Annotated in this window: 11 protein-coding genes; 4 read left to right on the forward strand and 7 right to left on the reverse strand. The window is 63.9% G+C overall.

Features of this window, described 5'->3' with window-relative positions; all coding sequences use genetic code 11:
- Nucleotides 1-729: 729 nt before the first annotated feature.
- The 5 genes from ACVIHF_RS21340 to ACVIHF_RS21360 all read right to left on the reverse strand — a co-directional run bounded on the left by ACVIHF_RS21340 (nt 730) and on the right by ACVIHF_RS21360 (nt 8,633).
- Nucleotides 730-2,613, reverse strand: a complete 1,884-nt coding sequence (locus ACVIHF_RS21340; protein ID WP_456792462.1) for a flagellar protein — start codon at nt 2,611-2,613, stop codon at nt 730-732.
- A gap of 7 nt (nt 2,614-2,620) precedes the next feature.
- Nucleotides 2,621-4,498 (reverse strand): flagellar hook-associated protein FlgK, encoded by a 1,878-nt coding sequence (gene flgK / locus ACVIHF_RS21345; protein ID WP_456792463.1) that lies wholly within the window; start codon nt 4,496-4,498, stop codon nt 2,621-2,623.
- Between the two features lie 46 nt (nt 4,499-4,544).
- Nucleotides 4,545-6,377 carry a flagellar hook-basal body complex protein gene (locus ACVIHF_RS21350; RefSeq protein WP_456780219.1) on the reverse strand — a complete coding sequence of 611 codons (1,833 nt, stop codon included), beginning with the start codon at nt 6,375-6,377 and terminating at the stop codon, nt 4,545-4,547.
- 183 nt (nt 6,378-6,560) lie between these two features.
- Nucleotides 6,561-7,061 (reverse strand): peptide-methionine (R)-S-oxide reductase MsrB, encoded by a 501-nt coding sequence (gene msrB / locus ACVIHF_RS21355; RefSeq protein ID WP_456780218.1) that lies wholly within the window; start codon nt 7,059-7,061, stop codon nt 6,561-6,563.
- Between the two features lie 75 nt (nt 7,062-7,136).
- Nucleotides 7,137-8,633, reverse strand: coding sequence for an NAD(P)/FAD-dependent oxidoreductase (locus tag ACVIHF_RS21360; protein WP_456780217.1), 1,497 nt, complete (start codon nt 8,631-8,633; stop codon nt 7,137-7,139).
- 97 nt (nt 8,634-8,730) lie between these two features.
- Between ACVIHF_RS21360 and ACVIHF_RS21365 the strand changes: the two genes are divergently transcribed.
- Entirely contained in the window at nt 8,731-9,273 is a 543-nt protein-coding gene (locus ACVIHF_RS21365) for a SixA phosphatase family protein (RefSeq protein ID WP_456780216.1), read from the forward strand.
- 157 nt (nt 9,274-9,430) lie between these two features.
- Nucleotides 9,431-9,856, forward strand: coding sequence for a universal stress protein (locus ACVIHF_RS21370; protein WP_016840840.1), 426 nt, complete (start codon nt 9,431-9,433; stop codon nt 9,854-9,856).
- Between the two features lie 220 nt (nt 9,857-10,076).
- Here the strand turns inward: ACVIHF_RS21370 and ACVIHF_RS21375 are convergent, their stop codons facing one another.
- Nucleotides 10,077-11,393 carry an ISNCY family transposase gene (locus ACVIHF_RS21375; RefSeq protein ID WP_456792464.1) on the reverse strand — a complete coding sequence of 439 codons (1,317 nt, stop codon included), beginning with the start codon at nt 11,391-11,393 and terminating at the stop codon, nt 10,077-10,079.
- 384 nt (nt 11,394-11,777) lie between these two features.
- Complete coding sequence (locus ACVIHF_RS21380) at nt 11,778-12,869, reverse strand: SphA family protein (protein ID WP_456780215.1); 1,092 nt, start codon at nt 12,867-12,869, stop codon at nt 11,778-11,780.
- A gap of 482 nt (nt 12,870-13,351) precedes the next feature.
- Here ACVIHF_RS21380 and ACVIHF_RS21385 point away from each other — a divergent pair, with 482 nt between their 5' ends.
- Together ACVIHF_RS21385 and ACVIHF_RS21390 are read left to right on the forward strand one after the other, a co-directional pair.
- Entirely contained in the window at nt 13,352-13,717 is a 366-nt protein-coding gene (locus ACVIHF_RS21385) for a hypothetical protein (protein WP_456792465.1), read from the forward strand.
- 354 nt (nt 13,718-14,071) lie between these two features.
- Entirely contained in the window at nt 14,072-15,070 is a 999-nt protein-coding gene (locus ACVIHF_RS21390) for a formylglycine-generating enzyme family protein (protein ID WP_456780213.1), read from the forward strand.
- Nucleotide 15,071: the final 1 nt, after the last annotated feature.

Consider the following 15,071-nt stretch of genomic DNA (forward strand, 5'->3'; position numbering starts at 1 on the left):
TGAAAACGCTCTAGCCCCACTCGCCTGAATCGGGATAGGGGGGAGCCTCGCAGCCCCTCCCCTCCCACACCACCGTACATACGGGTCCGTATACGGCGGTTCGCTGGATTAAGCGGCAAGAGTTGTTCTGTTGCCGCCGTAGTTTGGGTGTCAGCAATCGTCGCGCCAGCTTCGACTCCTCTGATCAGCGTCAGTCAGGGTTTCACCCCTTCCCGCCGTTCCGAGGCCAGTTGCCCGGAATTCAGTCGCATGGCCGATGCGATATCGCTGCATCTACTCGTCACTTCCAGCGTTCAGGCCTTCGGCGAAACTCGTTCCGCCTACTATGCCCTCTGCTGACTTCTGCACTGCGGTCAGATCGCCTTACGACGACCTCAGTCTCGTTGCCGAGACGCAGCGCAGATCTCCCGAGGTAAGATCGACCGCCTTCGCCGCACGCCCGCCGGATTTACCACCCCGGCCCTTGATGACCGTGGACTTCGCGATCACGTGCTCGCTCGTCCGGCCGGGTAGGCCTCGTTATCCGGTTTTTGTCCATCGGGCCGCGGCTTTGCTCCACGCTTCCTTCAGACCCCACCTCGCGATGACGCCCTTGCGCTTCGCTAATCCTTCACCGTCATCAGGCTGGATAGAGGACTTCCACCTCCAAGCTGCCGGTCATGCTCGGCACACACGAAAAAGGCCTCCGCGCGGAGGCCTTTTTGCTGGCTGGAGTTCAGGGGCGCGTGATCAGCTGATCGGCAGATATTTCAGCAGCGTCGTCTGATACAGCATCGACGTGGTCTGGTACGACGCCTGCAAGCTGGTTTGCAGCGCCAGGATCTTGGTCGCGACCTCGTCCTGATTGACGCCCTCGACCGAGTCGAGCATCGTTTCCGCCATCCCCTTCAGCTGGGTCTGCCGATCGGTGGCCGCCTTGGTCGCGGTCTGGGCACCGGCGAATTCGGCCTGCACGTCCTGGATCTGCTGCTGACCGTTTTGCGGGGCAAGGTTGGCGCTCACGCGCTGCGCGAGCGCCGTCACCTGCGCGCTCGCATTCGGGTTGCTGGCATTGGTGGTGACGGCTGCGTACACCGCGACGTTCTGCAGCAAATAGCGGAAGGCCTGCTCGTTGGCGCGCGCGCCATACTGCACGGTGATCGACTGATCGACCTGCGCGACCGCGGTGCCGCGCGCCGACCCCGGGCCGTTCTCGCCGGTGTACCAGTAGACGGTGTTGCCTGGCGTGCCCGCGACCAGGTTGGTGGCGGTGTCGAACGGCGGTCCCCCTACCCTGAGCGGCGCCGGCGCTGCGGTGGTGTTGTTGGCGATGCCGAGTGCGCCGAGTGCGGTCGTGTTGGAGCTCGAGATCGACAGGCTCTCGCCATCGGCGCCGTGCAGGGTGATCGCGCCGTTGCTGATGGTCGACGGGTTCTTGGTGCCGCTGATCTGGTCGATCTTGGCCATCAGCGTCTGCACGCTGTCGGTGACATTGACCTGGTTGCCGGTGGCGCCCGAGGCCACGAAGGTGATCGGCGTGCCGTTCACCGTGATGGTGTCACCGGCGGCAAAGCTCGTCGACAGCGAGTCGGTGCCCGCCGCCCCCGACAGCGCCGTGGCGCCGCTGATCGGCGCCGGCGGCGTGTTATGGTTGTTGACCGCCGCGCCCGAGACGGTTGCGACCGGATTGAAGAAATTGTTCGACGCCGCGACCGCGGACGCCGCGACCAGCGACGTGTCGCTCAACGTCTTGATCGACGAGGTCAGCGTCGACTGCAGGTTGGCCGTCGTCGCCGCGGTGTCGGTGCCGATCAGGAACGAGCCGGCGGGCGGCGGGTTCGTCGTCGTCGCCGTGAGTTCGATCGCCTCGGTGGTGCCGTCGGGCAGCGTGAAGTTGAACTTGATCTTGTCGCCGTCCTTCGGATTGACGGCGCCGAGATCGACCGAAGCCGATTTCGGCGTGCCGGTCGGCTGCGTCACCGTGGCGCCACCCGTCAACGACGATTGCACCGACAAGAGCTTCAGGCCGAACGGCGAGCCGTCCTCGGCGATACTCGTGACCGTCGTGGTCGCCGGCGGCGACGAGACGCTCAGGCGCCCCATCATGCCGGCGCCCTGATCGGCCTGCTTGCGCTCATTGATGAGCTGCGTCAGGCCGGCCTGGGTTGCCGTGCCCTTGAGCATGGTATCGGCGGACACCGTGGCCGGCGTATCCATCGCGCGGCCGGAAAACAGATAGCGGTCGCCGGACTGGCTGTTCAGCATCGCGACCGCGTTGGCGAAGGCCGCCTGCGCCGTGATCTGGCCCGAGGTCTGGCCGCTGTCGTTGAGCGTCAGCGTTGCCGTCGTCGCGGCGTTCTTCACCTGGGTCCCGACGTCGGACAGGCCCTGCAAGGTGAAGTTCGCGACACTCAGGCGCGTGTTGAGGTTGGTGGCGGTATCGGAGAATGCGTTGATGCCGCTGATCTGCGCGCGCAGGCTGAGCGCGAAACCGCGATCGAGCCCCTGCCCCGCATAGGTCGTCGATACCTTGCCGGTTGCAAGCTGCGTGGTCAGGTCATTGAGCTGATTCCGCAGGTTGAGGATCGTGGTGCCGATATAGGAAGTTCTGCCGCTTACGCCGTCGATCGACATGTTACCCTCACGTGAGCTGCAGCAGCGCGTCGTACATCTGCTTGATCGACGACATCACGCGCGCATTGGCGGAATAGGCGTTCTGCAGCGAAAGCAGATGCGCCATCTCCTCGTCCATGTTGACGCCGGAGGTCGAGTCCATCTTGGTCTGCAGCGTGTTCAGCACGACGTCCTGGCCGTCAGCCAGTTGCTTGGCGGCGGTCGCCGACTCGCCCTGCTGGCTGATGAACTGCTTGGCAAAGTTGAGCAGCGTGCCGGTGAACGGCGCGCCTGACGTGCCAAGGCCGGTCTGCGGCGAATAGCTGTACGAGGCGTTCGACAGCTGGTTCAGAACGAGGTTGGCGCGCGTGGTGTCGCCGGCCGGCGTCTGCGGATTGGTCGAGTACACCACCATGCGCGAGGGATCGCCGATCAGGCCGGTGTTGACGCTGATGCGCGCGGCAAGGCCGGTGGTCTGCGAGCCGTTCGCGGTGATCGCGCCGGTGTAGAGTCCGCCATTGTCGGTGAACAGCGGAAGGTGCGGATCGCCCGAGGTCAGCGACGAAACCGTCGACGTGACCGACGCCGCGGTCACATCGGCCTTGTTGACGGCGCCGTCGTCGAGCACGCGCAGCGTCGACCCGGACGGATTGGAGAATTGCAGGCCGGTTCCGCCGAGTGCGCCGTTGAGCTGCGACAGCACCGAGCTCATGCCGCCCGAGAAATCGATGCCCAGCACCTCGTCGTTCGGATCGACGGTCGCGGTATTGCTCAGCGGCAGCACGCTCGGATCGTCGACGCGAATGATCGACAGATTATGCGTGAGGCCGGTGGTGTTGTCCTTGTAGGAGACGTGGATGGTGTTGCCGTTCTGCAGCCCCGAGAGGTCGAGGTCGAAGCCGGACTGCGCCCCCGCCGTCGCCGCGGTGCCTGCGGCCGTCTTGTCCGACAACGCGCTCGACATCGCGGCCGCGAACTGATCGATCTGTGTCTGGGCCTGCGCCAGCGTGTTGTCGCGCAACTCGAGATAGGCGGCGATCTTGCCGGAGCGAATCGAGTTGGTCGACACCATGTCATAGGTGCCGCCATGCGGGAACGTGATGGTGATGGTGCCGACCGTGCTCTTGGTCGGGTCGGTATTGTACAACGTGTTGGGCGTCATCGTGCCCTGGGCGTTGAAGCTGAGCGTCGCGGCCTCGGTGCCGACCAGCTGCACGCCGGAATTGGTGAACACGCTCACCTGGTTCTGGCTGTTGGTGACGGTGCGGATGTCCATCAGCTGCGAGAGCTGCGTGACGTAGCGGTCGCGCTGATCGAGCAATGCCGCGGTCGAGGCATCGGTCGTGCCGCCATTGGCCGCCAGCTGGACATTGAGGCGGGCAATCTGCTGCAACGCATTGTTGGCGCTGTTGATGGAGTCGCTGATGCCGGCCTCGGCGTTGGCGCGCAGCGTCTGGATTCCCTGCGAGGTCGCGTTGAGCTGCTGCGCCATCGATTGCGCGGCATTGATCACGCCGATGCGGGCCGACTGCGATTCCGGGCTGGTCGACAGCCCCTGCAGCGCGGTCAGGAACTTGTTGTAGGCGTCCTCGATCGTGCCGGTGGAGTCGGGATTGCCGTACACGCCCTGCAAATTGGCCAGAAAATCCGAGCGGACGTCGGCGTAGGCCGCGCCCGACGTCTCGGTGCGAAGCTGGGTCTGCAGGAATTCGTCGAGCTGGCGGTTGACGCCGGTGATGAGGACGCTCGATCCGTACTCGCCGGTGGTGCCGGTGACCTGGTTGAGCGTCTTCCTGACGTAGCCGGGCGTCTCCGCGTTGGCGACGTTCGACGACACGAGCGAGAGCGAGGCCTGCGTGGCGCGCAGGCCCGACATCGCGGTGGAAAGGGCTTGGCTCAAACCCATGATATGTACTCGCCTTTACTTCTTCACACGTGCAGCAACGACGCGATCAGCGCACCACGTTCAGGAGGTCCTGCACCATCGAATTGGTCGTCGTGATTACCTTGGTGTTTGCCGAATAGGCCTGCTGGGTTACGATCAGCTTGGTGAATTCGTCGGCAATATCGGTGTTCGAGCTCTCGAGCGAGGAGCCGACGATGGTGCCGGCCTTGCCGAACAGCGCCGCGCCGGACTCGTCGGTTGCCTCGAACGCACCGCCGTCTATGCGCTTGAGGAAGTTGGTGCCGTTGAAGGTCGCCACCGAGATTTCGGCGAGGTCGATGTTGCGGCCGTTGGTGTAGTTGCCGACGATGCGGCCGTTGGTGGAGACGCTGACCGACTGCAGCTGGCCGGCGGGGAAACCGTCCTGCTGGATCTGGTTGACCTGAACGTTGCCGTTGGCGTCGGCGAACTGCGTCACGCCACCGGAGCCGAAATTGATCACGGGGCTGCCGAGCGACACGCCGTTGACGACGGCATTGGTGAGCGCCACCGAGGAGATCGCCGGCGACATCTGGCCGTTCGAGGCGAAGGTGAAGTTGACGTTGACGTTTTGCCAGGAGACCTGCGTGCCGGTCGCATTGGGGTTGACCTGATAGAACAGGTTCCAGGTATCGGTATGTGTGCCGCCCAACGAAGAGCTGTCGGTCTTGGCCCAGCGGAATTGCAGGTTCACCGGCGCGCCCGAGACGTCGTAGGCCGTGACGGCGCCGCCCGAGACGGATTCGTTCAGGAAGGTCGAGTTGTCGTTGCCGATAACCTGGCCGGTGCCGACCGTGCCGCCGCCGCCGCGAACCGCGACCGCCGAGCCGGTGAAGCCGAGCGCCGCGAAGGCGGTCGCGTTCGAGCTCGTCACGTTGAGGTCGGCCAACTTGCCGGAGTGCAGGGTGATCTTGCCGCCGCTGATCGTCGATGGCGTCGTGGTACCGGTAATCGCGTCGATCTTCGCGAGCAGCGTTCCGATGCTGTCGGTGACGTTGAGCTGGTTGCCGGTCGCCCCCGACGCCACGAAGGTGATGACGGTGCCGTTGACCGTGATCGTGTCGGCGGGCACGACGGGCGGGCCCGCAGAGCCGGCGCTGAAGTTGGTATTGATCGAATCGGTGCCGGCTGCGCCTGAAAGCAGGGTCGCGGCGGTAATGGCCACCGACGGCGTCGCCTTGTTGTTTTGCGCGGTGCCGGTGATGGCGGAATCGGTATACGGCGCAGCCGGCGTGCCCAGCACCAACGGATTGTTTCCACTGCTGAACGCGCCCGGCCGGATCAGCTCGGAACCGGGAACCGAAGTGTCGTGCGCGGTGGTCAAGGGATAGGACGCGAGGTTGGCGCGATAGTCGATCTTGGTCGTCTGCTGCGCCGGCAGGAAGTCGTTCTTGAATTGCAGCACCTGCGGCGATGAGCCTGCCGGGTTGCCGGTGGTCGGGTCGATCGGCACGCCCTCGAGATAGTAGCCGGCGCCGTTGACGAGATAGCCGTCCTTGTTGAGCTGGAAATCGCCGCGGCGGGTGTAGCGGTCGACGCCGTCGAACACCGGGGCACCGTCGGTGAAGCTGCCCGGCTTCTGCACCGCGAAGAAACCGTTGCCGTTGATCGCCATGAAGGTCGCGACCGATGCCGACTGGACGTCGCCCTGCACCGAGTTGGTCGAACGGGACTGCGCGGTGACGCCGCCGGCAAGTTGCGCGGTCAGCGCGGTCTGCGGGACGAGGTCGAGGAACGAGGTATCGATGCGCTTGAAGGCGGTGGTCTGCGAGTTGGCGATGTTGCCGGAGATGTTTTCGAGCGCGTACGACCCCGCGCGCAAGCCACCGACAGCCGTCGTGAGAGCGCCGAAGATACCCATGACATGTTCTCCAATTCGATTCCCGGCGGCTGGCAATCACAGGAATGGCCGCATCGGCGGAGCATGTCGCAAAGGTCGTGCCACGAAACAAAACGTAACAAAATCATCCGCTTGAAAAAAATGCCCCGGTCGTTCGACCGGGGCACATTTGCCGGGAGCGGCAACAATTGCCGGGAAGGAATGTCAGGTCGCTGACGGCGCCGCCGGGTGAAACACCAGCGCGAAACCGTCCATGCAGTAGCGCAGTCCGGTCGGTTTCGGGCCGTCGTCGAAGACGTGGCCGAGATGGCCGCCGCAGCGGCGGCAATGCACCTCGGTGCGCACCATGCCGAAGGTGCGGTCCGACGTCGTGCCGACCGCATTCTCCAACGGCTTCCAGAAGCTCGGCCAGCCGGTGCCGCTCTCATACTTGGTCTCGGACGAGAACAGCGGCAGGTCGCAACCGGCGCAGGCGAAGGTGCCCTTGCGGTGCTCCTTGAGCAGCGGGCTCGATCCCGGCCGCTCGGTGCCCTGGTTGCGCAGGATCTCGTACTGCTGCGGCGTCAGCTGCGCGCGCCATTCGGCGTCGGTCTTCTCGATCTCGAATTTCTCGGCGGCCTGCGCCGGCGAGGCGCGCAGCCAGCGGAAGGCGGCGAAGCCGAACAGGCCGGCGGCGGAAGCAAGCAGGATGCGGCGATCGATCATCAATCATCTCCGGTGCGGACGGCTCAGGGGGCGCGCCCGAGGTTCGTCAACAGATACGAACCCCGCCGCCGGACGTTACATCCGCCCGTCGGAGATCCGCTCACTTTCTTGCGAGGCATCCGGATACGGCGCCTCGCCGTCCTCGATCGGCCTGGGCGCGGACGGACGCGCCGGCCGCACAGCCGACGGGGGTGGACGGCGGGGTGCGGGTCCCCTGGTTCCCGCCCTGAGATTGGCCTCGGCGAGCCGCGCCTCGCGCAGGCGTTCCTTCGCACGTGCACCCTCGCGGTAGCGCGCCAGAACACCCGCCACGGACGAGGCCCCCCTCGCCCACAGGCTGACGAAATGACCGGCGACGCGGCCGGTGGCGCCGCCGGCCCAGACCAGCTCGAACGGCGAAAACAGCCGCCAGCGATCGTCGCCCCACAGGATGCTGCGCGCGATCAGCTGCCCGGCGAGCGCCGAGGTGTTGAGTCCCTGCCGGCCGAAGCCGCTCGCCACCCACAGGCCCCGGCGCAACTGGCCGATCTGCGGCATGCCATGCACGGTGACGCCGACCGCGCCGCCGAACATCTCCGCGATCGGAACCTTGCCGAGCTGCGGAAACACCGTGGCGACGCGGCGCTGCACCGCCGAGCCGAGGCGCTCCGGCCGTGCGTCCCAGGTGGTTTCGGGGCTCGCCCACAACAGCCGATCGCCATCGACGACACGGAAATGGTCGATGCCGTCGCTGTCGACGACCGAGCCGGGAAAGGCGATGGACTCCGCCAGCCGCTCCCCGAGCGGCTCGGTCAATGCCGCGTAGCGCCACACCGGCAGCAGCGTATCGGACAGCCGCTTCAACGGCGCACCGAGATGGATGTTGCCGGCGAGGACGATATGGTTGGCCCGCAGCCGCGCCGTCGGCGTCACGATGCGCTTACGGATGCCCGAAAAATCGATACTGACGACCGGCGTCTCCTCGAAGATCCGCACGCCCGCCCGCATCGCCAGCGCGGCGAGGCCATCCACATATTTGCGGCCATCGATCTGGAACGCCTTCGGATAATAGATGCCGTGGAAATAGCGGCCGGTCCTCAGCACGCTGCGCACGCGATCGACCTGCCAGCCCTCGACCTCGGTCGCGAAATCCTCGCCCAGCGTCTGCAGGCGGCCGATCAGCGCCTCGCCGACATCGACATTGGAGACTTCCAGCGCGCCGTCGCTCGGCTTGATGCCCGGGATCAAATCCTCGGTAGCGGTGGCGCGGACATAATCGGCGCCCTCCTTCGACAGTGCCCACAATTCGCGGGCATCGTCGCGGCCGACACGCTCGATCACGTCTGATATCGGCAGGCCGAATCCCGGCATCACGGTGCCGAGATGGTGACCGGAGGCGTTCCAGCCGATCTGGCGGCCTTCGAGCACCGCAACGCTCGCACCGAGTCGCGCCGCCTCACGCGCCACAGTCAGGCCGGCCAGCCCGGCCCCGACTACGCAAATGTCGACGTCGAGGTCGAACGCCAGACGGTCGCGGAACGGCGAGGCCGCCTGATCGGGGCCGTCTGCCGCACTTGTGGAACTCTCGCTCATAGCGTTTCTTACGAACCGCTGCAGCGCTTGTCACCTTGTCCAGGGCATGAGCCTGTAGAATTTTAATTCGACCTGACCGAATCGAGAATGGAAGTCCATGCGCCGTTTGCTGCTGCTGCGTCACGCCAAGACCGAACACGACGCGCCTTCGGGGCACGACCAGGACCGCCGTCTCGACGAGCGCGGCCACCGCGACGCGGCGGAGATCGGCGGCTGGATCGCCCGTCATCCGCCCCCGCCCAATCTGGCGCTGGTCTCGCCGGCGGTCCGCACCAGGCAGACCTGGGAGATCGTGCGCGAGGTGCTGAAGGGCGCCGGGCCTGCGCCGAAAGTCGAATTCGTGCCGGACCTCTACGGCGCCGATCCGGTGCAATTGCTGACCGCGATCCGGATGGCTTCGGTCACCGATCCGAAGCGGCTGATGCTGATCGGCCATAATCCCGGCATGCACGAGCTCGCGCTGACGCTGACCGGCAGCGGCGACGAGGCCGCGAAGCGCGCGCTCGGCGACAATCTGCCGACCTCGGGGCTCGCCGTCTTCGACTTCGCGACCGACGACTGGAACGACGTCTCGTTCCGGCGCGGCAAGCTCGTCCTGTTCATCAGCCCTAAGCTGTTGAAGCAGGCCTCGCGCAGCTGACGCAAGCGGACAGCGCCGCGCGGCCATGCTATATTGGCCTCTGCGCGACAGGGGGACCGGTTCGCGTCGATACCAGAACGACTTCAAGAAAAAGAAGGCGCGCGTCCCGGGCACCGGGACCAAACGGCTCCAGACCAATCGCGGACAGGAGGCGCAGATGTACAAGTCCATTCTCGTTCCGATCGACCTCGCCGATACCGATCTGGCGAAGCCGGCGATCGCAACCGCTGCAACATTGTCGCAAACATGGAACGGGACGGTTCGTCTGCTCAACGTGCTGCCGATGACGCCGGTGATGCTCGCCGAATATGTGCCGGCGGATTTCGACAGCCAGCAGCGCGAAACGTCGGAAGAAGCGCTTGCGATCGTGGCGCGCGAATCCGGCATCGCGCCCTCCCGCATCTCGGGCGTAGTCCGTCAGGGCGGCATCTATCACGAGATCCTCGAGGAGGCCGCGACCATGAAGGCCGACCTCATCGTGATGACCTCGCACCGGCCGGCGATGCGCACCTACTTCCTCGGCTCCAATGCCGGACACGTAGTGCGCTACGCCAAATGCTCGGTGCTGGTGGTGCGGCACTAAAGCGGGTTGAGTTATGGGGCCGTCGCAGGCGGCGCTGCCAAAATATCGAAAACAACCCCATGCAAAGTAGCCGGCGGCGGCCGGCGTTCGACCAAGCGACTGTCGACCAAGCGACTGTCCGTAGCGGGTGAAGATGTCGTGTTTTTGTAGCTCGTGATCTGTCGCCTTCGTTTCTGATTTGCAGGGGAGCCGGAAGGCGGGGACGGCTTTCCCTGATTGATCATGCCACGGCTGTTGTGGCGGTTTTAGCCCTGTGGGTGAGTTTCTTTGTTCGACTTGAAGCCCGTTTCTCCGTCCCGACCCGCGCTTTCTCGACGGCGGCGCGCGCAGGAGCGGTCAAGGACGCGCGCTTGCGCGCCCGCCAGGGCTTGTCCTTGACGGCTCCGAGCACGCCGCCAGGCTGAAGCGCGTCGGGGCTGATCTGCTGTCCGTCAGGCGCAAACCTCGCCAATCGATGCGGTCCAAGGAACACGCTGACGGTGCCATCGGGATACTCATGTAGCCGCACCAAGGCCTTGACGAAGTGAGGTCTTAGCCGGCTCTCCGGCAACTGCAGCCGCCGACCGTTCCATGCAACGGTATTGTCGTTGGCGACGGTTCGCTCCTCGATCACGCACAGCGCCTCGCGCCAGGCCTCATGCCGGTCGGCTACGAATGCCGAGCCTTCCTGTTCGGGCTTGATCGCAAACGCGGCGTTGTGCCCGGGGATGTAATGCGCCTTCAGCCACGCGTTGGCAGCCTCAACCGTCGTGATCCCGGCAAGCCGCAGCTCCTTCGGCAGCCGATCCTGCAAGGTGCCGAACACCCGCTCGGAGCGCCCGCGCGCCTGCGGCGAATAGGCTGCGATATGCTCGATCCCAAGATGCGACAAAGCCCGTCCCACCTGGGTTTGTTGCGTCTTCGAGACCTTCTCGCCAGCTTTTGGGGTCAGGAAATAATGGCTGCCGCGGTCGGTGTAGAGCGCGCAGAACAGGCCATGCTCGCCAATCACTTCGCGCAAGGCCTGGAAGGTCGAGGCCGTTCCTTCTTCCTCGACCAGCACCATCGAGTAGATCTCGCTCGTCGCATCGTCCATCGTGACGATCAGGTCCCTCGCGGGCAGGCCTTCGATCCAAACGTGGCGCGATCCGTCCTGGTGCAGCAGCATGCCCCGAAGCGGCCGCCGCGGCCGCTTCTTGCGGTGCGCCGAACGCTTCGGAGCCTTCCGCACCAGCCCTGCCGCGTGCAGCGCCAGCTTCGTCACCGTATAGCCCAGCACATAATCATGCCGCTTTTGCATCTGCTCGTGGAAGTGCTTCACCGTGAAGTCCGCGTACTTGTCCCGGTACAGCGCAAGCATCCGTTCCAGCTCCTCCTCCGGCGCCCGCCGTGGCGAACGACGCCCCAGCCGGCGGTCGACAAGCCCGTCGTCGCCCTCCGCCTCATAGCGCTCCGCCCAGCGTTGAAACGTCCGAACACTGATCCCAAGAACCTCCGAAGCTGCCTCCTGCGTCAGTTCCTTCGCCTCCGTCCGATCCAGCAAATCTGAAAACCGCATCCGTCGTACACCCTCGTGAATGGATGCCGTGCCCATCGTGCCCCCCTTGTTCCGGAGCACCGAAAACACGACACTTCACGAGCTACAAACAGGCGACAGATCACGAGCTACTGACACTGTCGACCAAGCGACTTGACACGTCGGGCAACTCAGGGATATTCTTCTAATATTCCGAAATTGCTCCCGCGTCCCCTCGCCCCCAGGCGGGAGAAGGGACGCGCCCAATTTGCGGGCGCAGCCTAATCTCAGCCTGCTTTAATCCAACCAGGGCCCCAACCCGGACATGTCCGCACGCTCGCGGAGTATCCATTGGCTGATTGCGTCGCTACCGCCGCGCCAGATTGAGCCTTCAGAACGGCACCGGTGGCAGCGTCACCGCTATTGCTATTTCGTGAATCTGGGCCTTGTGGATGTCGGCGGCGTTGGCGCCGTGGGCTGAAGATTGAACGTCAGCCAGACGTTCCAGCCTGCTGGCCGATTTTCATTGGCGAATTCGCCATAGCCCTTCAGGTTCAGATATCCCTGCATGTCTCCGACCGGGAAAATGTAGCCGACCTGCGGGCCGACACCGGCCACGCGCGACCGGAAGCAGCCGACGCGATCGCCGGAGCCGCTGTCGCAGCCGAGCTGCTGATAGAGGTAACCGACGAGGCCGACCTGCCACTGCTTGGTCAGGAATTGCGATGCGCCCCAGTCGAGGTGCATGTCGACGCCGCTTTGATATTGGGTGGAGGGGTTGACGAAGTTGTAGGTGAATCCCAGCACCGTCGAAAATTCATGCCCGGTCTTTGGATCGAAATAGGTGTAGCCGCCGCCTGCGTCGACTGTCCAGTGCCCAAGCCCCAGATTCGCCAGGCGGCCCGACTGGTAGGCGCCGACCGGAAGGTCGGCGGTAACGTACGTCATGTAATTGTTGACACCGGCATTCCAGCGCAGCGCGAACTGCGGGATCAGGTCGCCGAATGCAATGAGCGAGCTGTCGATGCTGTCAAACCGGGAGAAGGGGAACGTGCCGCCGCCTGGTCCCGTCAATGTCCCAACGAGCGATCCCGCCAGCGACGTGGAGTTGGAGCCGTAGGTCGCCAACAGGCTGGCAGAAGCCTGACCGCCCAGCACGGGTGTTGCAAAGGTGTAGGTCCCGGCCACAAGGCCAAGGTTCACATTCGCATTGACGTTCGCGTTGACGTTGGCCGTTAGATTCGCGGGAAAGCGACCAAGCGTGATTTCGCGCGACCGTGCCACGTCGCCGCCGGCGGAAACAGAGGTGTGATAATAAACCGTGGTTACCGACCAGCCCGGCGCCTGCTGAGGAACGGCCGCGAGGCTGCCAAAAAATCCGGGTATCCAAAAGCTGATGCCATTTTCATCGGCGCGAGCCGCTTGGGTGGAAAGCACCAGCAGAGCGGCAAGCACCCCAACACTCAAATGCCACTGCGAAAAAAATCTGCGTCCCAAATTCGGTTTAAAGTACCGCATCGCCGATTCCCCGACTCTCGCGATCCCACCATTGCTCCGGCGGGGTAGAAACTCGGAAAGAATAAGCTGACGCCGCCGTTCGTCCACGCGAATTCGGCATAGTTGAGTTCAGCCGGAGGTTTATTGAAAGGTTGTGTCCTTGACGCCACAACCCTGGCACTTTCTGCATAGTCGTCAGGGGCTCTCGGCAAAGACGAGGCGGCCTGGCTCGATTGATCTAGATCAATAAATGAAGGATGCGTTACTGGAAGCATCTCATCTTGCTAGGTTCGTAGGCGCGGCGTTGTGACTTGGACCTGCGCCTTCCATTTCTATCGACCATCTTCTCGGACGTTGCCCAAGATTCGCTTTCTCTTGAACGACGGGCCAGTCGTTATGGCCACGGCTGAAAATCTTCTGCTGGATCCGCCGCATCACGGCGCGGATCGGCTTGGATGACGGGCGGCTCGCATTGGGCAGCCCGGTATTGGAGAGGATATCCCATGCACCCAGCAATCATGGCCATGGCGGCGGCTACCCAATTGCTGACGCCCATTTCCGATGCTGTCCCAAAATTCAACGTCGAGGCTACTTGCAGAGCGTCGGTAGAAGCCGACAAGGCGATGAATTTGAGCTTGCCTCAAAGTTTAGGCAAGTGTTTGAGCGATGAGAACTCGGCGCGTGAACAGCTGAGCCCGATTTGGTCTTCGTACTCCCCGGCAGTCAGGACCCAGTGTGAGGCCGAGGCGACGATAGGCGAAGCGAGCTATGTCGATCTCTTGACCTGTCTTCAAATGACTGATGGATCAGTCACGACCTCGGCAGCAGCTTTGCGGGGCGCGAGCAAAAAGAAAAAGGCTCCAAACTAACCCGCACTGTCGCCGCGGCGCCTGCTGCCGGGGGATAGATCGGACGTCCTCATGACTTGATCCAGGATGTTCTGGGTTGTAGTCGCGCCTTCACACTTAGTTGTTACAAGCATGATTGCCTTTGCTGCCCGGATTGCAAACCTTTGCTGCCCGGCTACAACGTGATACTCTAGGTTGTGCCGCTGCGAACGGCGTAGTCGGCCTCGCGCTCCAGATACTCGATCGTCTTTTCTGACTGACCAAGGCGTTAAACGCTCCCCCGACGAATCGGCGAGCTAGAAAGCTGCCGAGAGATTCTCGAAATTGCTCGGGGCGGCGATCGTAACTTTGAAACTCGTTCACTGCGAGTAGCCCATGCACGACGTTGGCGTTGCGGCAGGCGTACCTTTGTCGGATGGGCCCAGTGAGAGGGGCATGGTCTGGATTCCGGGCGGCACGTTCCGCATGGGCTCAGACAGGCACTATGCCGAAGAGGCGCCGGTCCATCGCGTCTCGGTGAGCGGCTTCTGGATGGACCGGACGCCGGTCACCAATCGCGATTTTCGCAAGTTCGTCAACGCAACCGGCTACGTGACGTCAGCGGAGACGCGGCCTGACGCAAAGGACTATCCGGGCGCACTGCCGCACATGCTCAAGGCAGGCTCGCTGGTTTTCACGCCACCGAAGCGTCCGGTCGATTTGCGCGACTGGTCGCAATGGTGGAATTTCAAATTTGGCGCCAACTGGCGCCGGCCATATGGCCCCCGCAGTTCGATCAGCGGCCTCGACGATCATCCGGTGGTCCACATTGCCTATCGCGATGCCGAGGCCTACGCGACATGGGCTGGCAAGGACTTGCCGACCGAAGCCGAATGGGAGTTTGCCGCGCGCGGCGGCCTCGACGGAGCCGAGTTCGCCTGGGGCGACGAGCTGATGCCCGGCGGCAGGCCAATGGCGAATACCTGGCAAGGTGTTTTTCCATACCAGAATCTTGGCGACGATGGTCACGCGCGCACCTCGCCGGTGATGGCGTTCCCACCGAATGGCTACGGCCTTCATGACATGATCGGCAACGTCTGGGAGTGGACCACCGATTGGTGGTCCACCAGGCATGCGCCCGACGCGGCCAAGGCGTGCTGCGTTCCTCAGGATCCACGCGGCGGGCGAGAGCAAGACAGCCACGATCCGTCTCTGCCCAAGATCAAGATTCCCCGCAAGGTTCTCAAAGGCGGCTCGCATCTCTGCGCGCCGAACTACTGCCGTCGCTATCGCCCGGCTGCGCGCCATGCGGAAGCGGTGGATACGTCCACGAGCCATGTTGGCCTTCGATGCATCATAAGGAAGGGAGCAAGTGATGAGCGACGACAAGGATAAC

Source organism: Bradyrhizobium sp. USDA 4506, assembly GCF_054058795.1.